This window comes from Marinobacter maroccanus (assembly GCF_002933275.1).
GTDB lineage: Bacteria > Pseudomonadota > Gammaproteobacteria > Pseudomonadales > Oleiphilaceae > Marinobacter > Marinobacter maroccanus.
Genome location: NZ_PSSX01000002.1, coordinates 434,367 through 443,993, shown reverse-complemented (window position 1 = coordinate 443,993; position 9,627 = coordinate 434,367). Strand labels below are relative to the sequence as shown.

General features: G+C 56.3%; 7 protein-coding genes and 1 rRNA gene. 1 reads left to right on the top strand and 7 read right to left on the bottom strand.

All coding sequences use genetic code 11. The features are described 5' to 3' along the window. Window positions 1-99, top strand: a 5S ribosomal RNA gene (gene rrf, locus KEHDKFFH_RS04640); the annotation flags it as partial. Window positions 100-167: 68 nt separating this feature from the next. Here the strand turns inward: rrf and KEHDKFFH_RS04635 are convergent. From KEHDKFFH_RS04635 to KEHDKFFH_RS04605, 7 genes are all read right to left on the bottom strand, one after another. Beyond that, the gene (locus tag KEHDKFFH_RS04635; RefSeq protein ID WP_104320817.1) at window positions 168-848 is read right to left on the bottom strand and encodes a sensor histidine kinase; all 681 of its coding nucleotides are present in this window, start codon (window positions 846-848) and stop codon (window positions 168-170) included. After that, entirely contained in the window at window positions 845-2,482 is a 1,638-nt protein-coding gene (locus KEHDKFFH_RS04630) for a tetratricopeptide repeat protein (protein WP_104320816.1), read from the bottom strand. The genes KEHDKFFH_RS04635 and KEHDKFFH_RS04630 overlap by 4 nt, the downstream gene beginning before the upstream one ends. Then, complete coding sequence (locus KEHDKFFH_RS04625; protein ID WP_104320815.1) at window positions 2,479-5,997, bottom strand: hybrid sensor histidine kinase/response regulator; 3,519 nt, start codon at window positions 5,995-5,997, stop codon at window positions 2,479-2,481. Before KEHDKFFH_RS04625 ends, KEHDKFFH_RS04630 begins: the two co-directional genes overlap by 4 nt. Before the next feature lie 53 nt (window positions 5,998-6,050). Next, on the bottom strand, window positions 6,051-6,557 hold the full coding sequence (locus KEHDKFFH_RS04620; RefSeq protein WP_104320814.1) for a hypothetical protein: 507 nt from the start codon (window positions 6,555-6,557) through the stop codon (window positions 6,051-6,053). Between the two features lie 97 nt (window positions 6,558-6,654). After that, window positions 6,655-8,421 carry a sodium:solute symporter family protein gene (locus KEHDKFFH_RS04615; RefSeq protein ID WP_104320813.1) on the bottom strand — a complete coding sequence of 589 codons (1,767 nt, stop codon included), beginning with the start codon at window positions 8,419-8,421 and terminating at the stop codon, window positions 6,655-6,657. A 6-nt stretch (window positions 8,422-8,427) separates the two neighbouring features. Beyond that, entirely contained in the window at window positions 8,428-8,694 is a 267-nt protein-coding gene (locus KEHDKFFH_RS04610; protein ID WP_008172923.1) for a DUF4212 domain-containing protein, read from the bottom strand. 213 nt (window positions 8,695-8,907) lie between these two features. Then, a complete protein-coding gene (locus KEHDKFFH_RS04605; RefSeq protein WP_104320812.1) occupies window positions 8,908-9,615 on the bottom strand; it encodes a 3'-5' exonuclease in 708 nt (235 codons plus the stop codon). Between the last annotated feature and the right edge of the window lie 12 nt (window positions 9,616-9,627).

The following is a 9,627-nucleotide window of genomic DNA, read 5'->3' as shown; positions in this document are numbered from 1 at the left end:
GTCTGGAACCACCTGATCCCATCCCGAACTCAGAAGTGAAACAGACCAGCGCCGATGGTAGTGTGGCGTTGCCCATGTGAGAGTAGGTCATCGTCAGGCTCTTAATACCGAAACCCCAGCATCTCCGATGCTGGGGTTTTTTATTGCCTGGAACTAAAGTGGCTGAATCAAGGTAACCAGATCTCGAACACGCCGCCACCGAAGCTCCCACCATTGTGAAGCTTTATAGACCCACTTCGATCTCCCTCGCTGTGCAGTTTGGCAACGGAGGACGCGAAAAACAGCCCAAGGCTGGTGCTGCCACTTTTGAAATCAAGGGATTTGAAGTTCAGGGTTCCGGTGTGTTGCATGCTGTCCGGATAACCCTTCCCATCGTCTTCAACACCAATCACCAGGTAGCCGTCTCTCTCGCCGGCAGTCAGGCGAATCTTGCTCCGGGTATAACGAATGGCGTTATTGATGGTGTTATTCAAAACGCCGGTCAACAGGTCCTCGTCGAAGAAGCCGTTTATGTCCTCGGCTTCCACCGAAACATCAATGCCGAGCCCCTGAAGCAGAGGTGTATGTCGCGCCAGGTGTTCGGAGAGGAAGTCCGGTACAAAGTGCTCCTCAATGTGCGCGGAAAGGTTGTTCTCGCCAAGACGATAGATGCCAAGAAGTTGAACCAGATCGTTGTGCATTCGTTCTGCTTCATACTGCAGGGTATTGAAGCGAGAGGACTCACCCAGGCTTTCTTCGTGTTCACCGCGCAGTTCGTCCAGGGAGTTCAGGAGCATGCCAAGCGAGTTCTTCATATCGTGAACGGCTGAGGCGAGTACCATTGAAAAATCGATATTCTGGTCATTCATTGCATCAGTCCCTTCAGTTTGCGTTGTAAGGCAATATAACGCCGGTGTTGGCGGTGTTGCTCTGGCAGCCCTGCTAACCGATCGAGGCAGGACTGGCAGCGTGTCAGGAGCTCAGTGCTGCTTGGATTATTATCGTGCTCCTTCATCAGCACCTGAACGAGGTTAAGGTTGAGAGCCGCGTGGTCAGGGACGATCTCGAGGGCCTTTGAAAAGGTTTCGGCTGCTTCTTGCAGATTTCCGGATTCGAAGGCTCTGATGCCATCCCGGTTAAGGCTTCTGGCTTTGATCTTCTGACGGAATCCCACGGGCTCATCCAGAAGGCTTTCAATTTTCTGGAGAGTTTCAGGATCATCACTGAAACGTTCGGACATCTCGCCCAGCAGCTGTTTCGCATCGGATTCATGTCCCAGACGAAACAGGGTTTTGGCGTAATCCAGCCCCGTTTTGGCATCCAGAGCTGCGGTATCCTGAAGTTCCGGCCTGATACTCTCGAGGATCCTGCCGGCCTGTTGATCCTGTCCCTGGCCCGCGTACACCCGGCACTGTACGATCCGGCTACGCAAACTGATGCCTTCCTCGCCATCGAATCGTTTTTCCATTCTTTTCAGCACTGCCAACGCTTCTTTGGCCTTCTCCGCACCGTCTTCCTCGAGATCGCCTTCACTCAGGTCCGCGAGTGTCTGGCCCAGCGAAAGATAGTGTTCGGAGTTGTCATGTATCGAGTAGGTTCCCAGTTCAACGGTTCGACGCCATGCATCCGAGGCCGTGTCCATGTCCTGGTTCGAACCTGCCAGTTCGGCAAGGTGCTTTTGCCTGAGCAGAGCATTGGGGGAGCGCTCAGCGGCTTTTTCGAGAACCTGCTGTGCCTGCGTCGGACGGCCCTGCCGTTCCAGACCTTCTGCAAGCAGATCATACGCCTCCATATAGTCAGGATGCTTTGCCAGAAGGTCCCTGAGGCCTTCTACGGCCTCGTCCAGGCTGCGTTTGGCAAGCAGAACCTTACAGCGTCCGAGCTTTGCCCAGGAAAGCTCGCGTTGCGCCAGTACGTCATTATAGGTTTTCAGCGCGTGAGCAAGGTCTCCGAGCTGGAAATACAGGTCGCCCAGGGTTTTCATCAACCAGGTTTTGTAACGTGGCTGCCGGGGCAATGCCTGGAGACAGAGCGAAATGGCCTCCGGATAGTTTTCCCGGTCGATTTCCCGGTTAATGGGCAGGAGGATGTTGCGCTGGCTAATCAGGGCACCCAGGCGTTTCTCCAGTACGGCCCGATTGATCGGTTTTGTGAGGTAGGCGTCTGGTTGATATTCCCTTGCGCCCATCACCATTTCCTTGGACGTTTCGGCAGTCACCATCAGGAAGAGAGAAGACCGTTTGAGGAGTTTTTTGTGCCGCAGCTCCTCAAGTATGTGCTGGCCGTTCTTGCCCTCGCCAAGGTTAAAATCGCACAACACCACGTCTACGTGATTGTAGGTGCAATATTGAATCGCCTGGTTGGCGTGAGCCACCAGTTCGATTTTATCGGCACCACAGCTGCGCAGCATCTGGCGCATGGACAACCGGAAGTTCTCGAAGTCATCGATGACCAGATAGGTGAGTTTCCCAAAAGGATTGAAGTCAGCTTTTGAATCGGTCATGAGCGCTTCTGTTTGAGTAGCTTGTTAACCAGTGCCCTCAGTGCAGCGGGTTTTACCGGTTTGTAGAGAATCTGATAGCCCCGGTCGATGGCATCTTCCCGTACTTCAGGCGCCATATATCCGGTGATGAGTATTCCCGGGATGTCCGCGTTCAACGCACCACGAATGCTGTCCATGGCGTCGAGGCCGTTCTTGTTTTCATCCAGTTGATAATCGGCAAGTATAATATCCGGGCTTTGGCCTTCCAGTTTTGCCATGGCATCTTCCAGACTTTCGGCCGCAGTCACATCACACTTCCAGTTGCCCAGCAGCGCCACCATTCCCTGAAGGATGGCCGGGTCGTTGTCGATACACAGGAAATGCAGGCCACCGAGATTCGATACTCGCCGTGATCCCGATGCAGGCTTGGCAGCGGCGGCCTCATTCTGCTCCGGTGCCGCTGTCGGCACTGTTATACCGAAGACGCTGCCGCGACCCTGGACAGAATGCACGCTGACCGGGTGGTTCAGCATGCCGCTGATACGGTCGACGATCGCGAGACCAAGCCCCAGGCCTTTCTTGTCCCGACCGTGCTGAAAACGGCGGAATTCCTCGAAGATGTGCGCCAGTTGGTCCTCGGGGATGCCGGGGCCGGTGTCCCAGACTTCTATGCGGATGTAGCCTTTCAGGCGTCGGCAGCCCAGGAGGATCTTGCCTTCGGGCGTGTAGCGTATGGCATTGGACAGGAAGTTCTGGACCACGCGGCGCAGCAGCTTGGCATCCGAGCGGATCCAGACCGTGCTAGGCACAACGTGCAGCTCAAGGTTCTGATCCTTTGCAATTGCCGAAAAATCAGTTGCCAGATGGCGCATGATCTCGTTCACGGGGAATACCCCGATATCCGGCTCCAATGCACCAGCGTCCAGCTTTGAAATGTCCAGCAGGGTGCTGATGATCTCTTCGGCAGCCCCGAGGGAGCTGTCGATGTGGTCAACCAGATCTTTCATCTCGCCGTCATCCGCTTTGCCTGCGAGGGCAGAGGTGAACAGTCTGGCGGCGTTCAAAGGCTGGAGCAGATCATGGCTGGCCGAGGCGAGGAAGCGAGTCTTGCTCTGGTTGGCCTGTTCTGCCACGGATTTGGCCTTCAGCATTTGCTCGTTAATGACCTGGAGTTCCTGGGTGCGCTCCTTTACCCGCTGTTCCAGATAAATGTTGGTTTCCTTGAGCGCCTGCTCGGTCCGGCGCATGGCGGTAATGTCCTGGAAGGTGGTGACATAGCCACCTCCGGGTATCGGGCTGCCATCAATGCGTAAAACCGTTCCATCCGGCCTCTGGCGCTCATAGGACATCGGTCGGCCCTCCCGCATACTCGTGCAGCGGTCAGCCACGATCTCATCAATCCTGCGGGCGGAAAGGTTGGCATTGGTCAGGTTGTAACGCATCAGGTCTTCGACCGGGCGCCCGACTCTGACGAAGCCTTTCGGATAGGTGAATAGTTCCAGATACCGATGGTTCCAGACTACCAGTTGCTGCTGATGGTTCACCACAGACACGCCCAAGCTGATATTCTCAATGGCCGACTGAAGAAGCTCACGGCTGAACGTCATGGCCTGCGAAGCTTCGTCGACAATGCTGACCACGTCCTCGATCTGCATGTCGCGGCCGGTAAGGGTGGATTCCAGGACCACCCTGGCCGTAGAGGCGCCAATCACTGAGGCCAACTGGCGCTCGATGTATTTCATCAGATGTGCCGACGCCGGGCGGTGCGGGTGCAGGCGAATGGCATTGCGGCGTTCGTAATTCCGGAAAATGGTTTCTGAGCGCTCTTCGCCCATGAACCGGTCGGTAAGCGCCTGCAGGTCTGAGGTGAGTATTTCACCTTGCCAACTCTGGTGCTGGGCGGTTTCGGCCTTGGGCTGTGGATCGTGGAAGAAAGAGGCAATCTGGATTTTCTCGCGGACCCGTTGACGGGTCAGCATCGAGAGCACGATGTACACCACCGTGTTGATCCCCAGGCTCCATATAATGCCATGGCTGGTCTGGTCCAGCTCCGACCCGAACAGTGCAGTGGGCCGTGTCCAGTTCAGCCCCCAGATTCCCTGCTCAATCAGTGTATCGGTGACCCAGCCTGTAGTGGCAAGCGCCGGCAGCAACAGGGTATAGCACCACATAAGGAAGCCGAGGCCCAGGCCCCAGACGGCGCCCATGTAATTGCCCCGGCGCCAGATAATGCCGCCTACCAGAGCCGGTCCGAACTGGGCTGCCGCAGCGAAGGAAAGCAGGCCGAAGGCTGTCAGGCTGTAATCTTCCCCAGCCATCCGGTAAAAGCCATAGGCTGTGAGCAGCACCACGAAGATGGCCACGCGGCGGATACTCAGCAGCAGATAGCTGAGGTCGGTGCGCCTGTTCATGCCTGGCCGGAAGAACTTCAGAAGGGCCGGCATGATGATCTCGTTACTCACCATGGTGGCAATGGCCACGGAGCAGACGATAACCATGGCGGCTGCGGCCGAGCCACCCCCGAGGAATGCGAGTATGGCCAGCCATTCCTCGCCGGCCATGATGGGCAGCTGCAGAATCAGGATGTCGGGATTTCCGGCTGAGGCCTCGGGCGACAGCAAACCGGCTGCGGCAATGGGAAGCACAAACGCGCTCGCCACGATCAGGTAGATCGGCATGGCCCAGCGGGCAATCTCGAAGTCCCGATGGTCTGTATTCTCGACCACCATGACATGGAACTGCCGAGGCAGGCAGATGATGGCGAGCATCGCGATCAGTGTCTGGGTTATAAACGCCGGCGCCTCGATGCCATCGGTGGTCAGGGTGCCGATCAGGTCTGCGCCCTTTGCCCGGTCAAACAGGTCACCGAATCCGCCGTAAAGGCCATAGCCAACAAACAGGCCGACGGCAACGAAGGCCACAAGCTTGATCAGTGACTCGAAAGCCACGGCCTGAATCATGCCCCGATGATGCTCGGTGGATTCCAGATGCCGGGTGCCAAACAGAACGGTGAAAACCGCCAGGGCGAGAGTGATGTACCAGGCGGAATCATTCCAGGCCGCAGTACTCAGTTCCTCATAGCCAGTACCGGTTGCCGAAAGCACGTTGAAACCCATGGCAATAGCTTTCAGTTGCAGGGCTATGTAGGGAACACTGCCGATCAGGGCAAAAGTCGCAATCATCGCGGCCAGCAGCTGGGATTTGCCGTAGCGGGAAGCGATGAAATCGGCAATGGAGGTGCTGTTGTTGCGCTTGCTGATATAAATGATTCGGCGCAGCAAGGGCGCGCCGAAAACAAACACCAGCAGTGGGCCAAGGTAGATGGGTAGAAACCCGAGCCCCTCCTGAGTGGCGCGGCCAACGGCGCCGTAAAAGGTCCAGGAGGTGAAGTAAACTGCCAGCGAGAGCGCGTAAATGTGTGTGCGTGCCAGGCGCCTGCGATACAGGCCGGGATGCTTGTCGCCGGCCCAGGCGATCACGAACAGGATCGAGATGTAGGTGATGGAAATGAGGACCAGCAGCCAGGCACTAATCATGGTTACGCGTTCCCGACAGTATCAGCAGGTTGAAGCATCACGTTAACGAGGTATCACTCTGCGCAGACGGTTTTATACAGGGGATCTCCGGGCTCGAGCAGCTTGAGGTTATCCACTCGGGGGCTTCCGTCAGAACCCAGTGGCACCAGTTCCCGGGTCGCACAGTTGATGATGTGAATGCGGTGAGAAACGGCGTCGGTCATTTTCTGCTCGAAGCGATACAGGGTAAACCGGACGATGTCCTCGCTGTTGGTGTCACGGCTGATGCTCTTGGTGTCGACTGTCGAAAATGCAGTGACGTAGGGGAGCACGAAGGTCCAGGGCCGCCAAAGGATGCCGTCTGATTCGGTACTCACAACCACCGCTTCGTCTGGCAGACGGGCCTCTTTCTGGTCGAACCAGGTGTATTCCATATAGATGAGATAGCCGAGCATGCCGGCACCGGCAAAAACCGGGATGATCCACTTCGGGGCTTTATTTCGGGTGGCGGCACGAATACCGAGAGCGATACCGGCAGCGCCAAGGCCGCAGACTACAGTGGCGACAAATGTCCAGAACATATAATGACTTCCTCAAAAAAGAACGGGCTCCCTCATTGAGGAAGCCCGTTCAGTATCAACCTGTCAGTTCATGGAACGAATCAGGCTGAGATGTTGCTTAGTGGTCTGTAGCCTGACCGGCACCACGTGGGTAACGGACGCTTTCGACCAGTTCCTGAATCTCAACGGGCGGTTCTTCAGTTGCGTTGGATACAATGAAGGCTACCGCAAAGTTGACGATTGCACCAACCGCGCCGATAGACAGCGGGGAGATGCCCAGCACCCAGTTTTCCGGAGTGTCTGGCAGGTTAGCCGTGCCGGGGATGAACAGCCAGCCCTTGTACACGAAGATGTATACCAGGGTGAAGGCCAGACCGGTCAGCATGCCAGCAATTGCGCCCTTGTTGTTAACACGCTTGGAGAAGATACCCATCATCAGCGCCGGGAACAGGGATGCAGCGGCGATACCGAATGCCAGTGCAACCACCTGTGCCGCGAAGCCGGGAGGATTCGCACCAAGCCATGTGGCAACAACGATCGCGACCGCCATGGATATCCGGGCTGCCAGCAGCTCACCTTTCTCCGTGATCGCCGGGTTGATGGAACCCTTGATCAGGTCGTGACTGACCGCCGAGGAGATCGCAAGCAACAGACCGGCCGCTGTGGACAATGCTGCTGCCAGACCACCTGCTGCAATCAGACCGATGACCCAGCCGGGCAGGTTGGCGATTTCCGGGTTGGCCAGTACCAGGATATCCCGGTTAACAACCAGCTCGTTGCCGTTCCAGCCGCGGGCTTCAGCCGTAGGCGCGAAGGCTTCGCTGTCGTTGTACAGCTGGATACGACCGTCTTCGTTCTTGTCGGTGAACTGGATAAGACCAGTCACTTCCCACTCTTTGATCCAGTTCGGACGCTCATCGTACTGGATCGGCTCCGCAGCGGTGCCGTCCGGGTAGATGGTGGTCATCAGGTTCAAGCGAGCCATGGAAGCAACGGCCGGTGCTGTGAGGTACAGCAGGGCGATGAATACCAGGGCCCAGCCCGCAGACCAGCGTGCGTCAGCAACCTTGGGTACGGTGAAGAAGCGGATGATAACGTGGGGCAGACCCGCAGTACCGATCATCAGCGACAGGGTGAACAGAACCATGTTCAGTTTGTTGTCGATATCGGCGGTGTACTCGTTGAAGCCGAGGTCGGTGATAACCTGGTTCAGTTTGTCGAGGATCGGCATGCCAGAATCCACGTGGGTTGAGAACAGACCCAGCGGGGGAAGCGGATTGCCAGTCAACTGCAGGGAGATGAACACCGCAGGAATGGTGTAGGCAATGATCAGTACGCAGTACTGGGCAACCTGGGTGTAGGTGATACCCTTCATGCCACCCATAACCGCGTAGATGAAGACCACAACTGCTGCGATCATCAGACCAACGGTGGAATCAACTTCCAGGAAGCGGGAGAAGGCAACACCGGCACCAGCCATCTGGCCGATAACGTAGGTTACAGACGCTACGATCAGGCAGATAACCGCCACCAGGCGAGCATTCTTGCTGTAGAAGCGGTCGCCGATGAACTCGGGCACCGTGAACTTGCCGAACTTCCGCAGGTAGGGTGCAAGCAGCATCGCCAGCAGAACGTAACCGCCAGTCCAGCCCATGAGGAAGGTGGAGTTGGCGTAGCCACCGGCAGCGATCAGGCCTGCCATGGAGATAAACGATGCCGCGGACATCCAGTCGGCGCCGATTGCTGCGCCGTTGGTGATCGGGTGAACGCCGCCACCGGCAACGTAGAAGTCACTCGTGCTTCCGGCCTTGGCCCAGATAGCGATTGCGATGTAGAGGAGGAATGAGCCCCCTACGAACATGATGTTAATGGCAAATTGGCTCATTCGTTCTTACTCCTCGTGCACGCCGAATTTTTCATCGATCTTGTTCATGCGCCACGCGTAGTGGAAGATCAGAGCGATGAACGTAAGGATGGAACCTTGCTGGGCGAACCAGAAGCCCAGATCAGTACCACCAATCGGAATACCCGCAAGCATCGGACGGAGCAGAATTGCAAAGCCGTAAGATACCAGGGCCCAGACAATCAGGCTCCCGAATATCAGGCGCAGATTCGCCTTCCAGTACGCTTCAGCGTCGTAGCTATGACCTGCTGACATAGGATCACTCCTGTTTTGTTGTTGTGGAGGTTGGGTGGGTTTTTGGTGAGGCACTTCTAATAGAGAATTTATTATTCATATAAGTACTTCTCCGACTAGTTGTCCCTACTGACTTTACTGGTCAAGCGATTTATAGATATTGGCAAAAGGTCTAATTCTCAGTAATTTGGCGTGACGTTGGTCTATTTTCGGGACGTCTGGCCCTGCATCCATTCAGTAACGATGCATGTTTTGCAGGCGCCGGTGGTAATGAAGCTTGTCGTACAGCCCCTTCAGGGTTTTTACGCCCTCCGCTCGAGCCTTGTTCAGGGCTATCAAGGTGAGCTCGGCTGTGGCGAGCGCATCGGAGGCCGCGTGATGTCGTTCACCGACTTCAAGGCCAAAATAATCCGCCCAGTTGTCGAGTCCTTTGCCGCCGGTTTTTGTATTGGGGAAAAAGGCCGGCATCAAGTCTGCTACGTCCATCCAGGTATGGGGCTGGCTATAACCCAGTTGTGCTTTGAGGGTTTTTTCAAGGAATTTCTGATCAAACGCCGAGTGGTAGGCCAGAATCGGATCGCCGTTCATCCATTCGAGAAGGTAAAGTAGAGCGTCCTCGATCTCGTGCCCCTGGGTCAGCGCTTCAGGGCCGATTCCGTGGATGAGCACGGTTTCACGGATGTCGAGCTCGGGCCGCCTCAGGATCAGATCGAACTGGTCGCCGAGGTGGATAACCCCACCCCTGATGGCAACTGCGCCAATGGCGATTACTTCGTCTTTCGCCGCATTCAGACCGGTGGTTTCCAGATCAAGCACAATCAGGCGGCAATCAGTGAGGAGCTGTTCTCCAGGTGTTTTAGGGTTCGGCAGATTGCCGGGATCGTGGCTGCCGATCTTTCCGCCCCGGCGATGCTCAATCCATTGTTTGATTTGTTCCAGCATATCTCGCGCCTG

Bases quoted from the DNA above. Each gene is read 5' to 3' on its own strand.
- KEHDKFFH_RS04635 (WP_104320817.1), bottom strand. From the start codon at position 848: ATGAATGACCAGAATATCGATTTTTCAATGGTACTCGCCTCAGCCGTT.
- KEHDKFFH_RS04630 (WP_104320816.1), bottom strand. From the start codon at position 2,482: ATGACCGATTCAAAAGCTGACTTCAATCCTTTTGGGAAACTCACCTAT.
- KEHDKFFH_RS04625 (WP_104320815.1), bottom strand. From the start codon at position 5,997: ATGATTAGTGCCTGGCTGCTGGTCCTCATTTCCATCACCTACATCTCG.
- KEHDKFFH_RS04620 (WP_104320814.1), bottom strand. From the start codon at position 6,557: ATGTTCTGGACATTTGTCGCCACTGTAGTCTGCGGCCTTGGCGCTGCC.
- KEHDKFFH_RS04615 (WP_104320813.1), bottom strand. From the start codon at position 8,421: ATGAGCCAATTTGCCATTAACATCATGTTCGTAGGGGGCTCATTCCTC.
- KEHDKFFH_RS04610 (WP_008172923.1), bottom strand. From the start codon at position 8,694: ATGTCAGCAGGTCATAGCTACGACGCTGAAGCGTACTGGAAGGCGAAT.
- KEHDKFFH_RS04605 (WP_104320812.1), bottom strand. From the start codon at position 9,615: ATGCTGGAACAAATCAAACAATGGATTGAGCATCGCCGGGGCGGAAAG.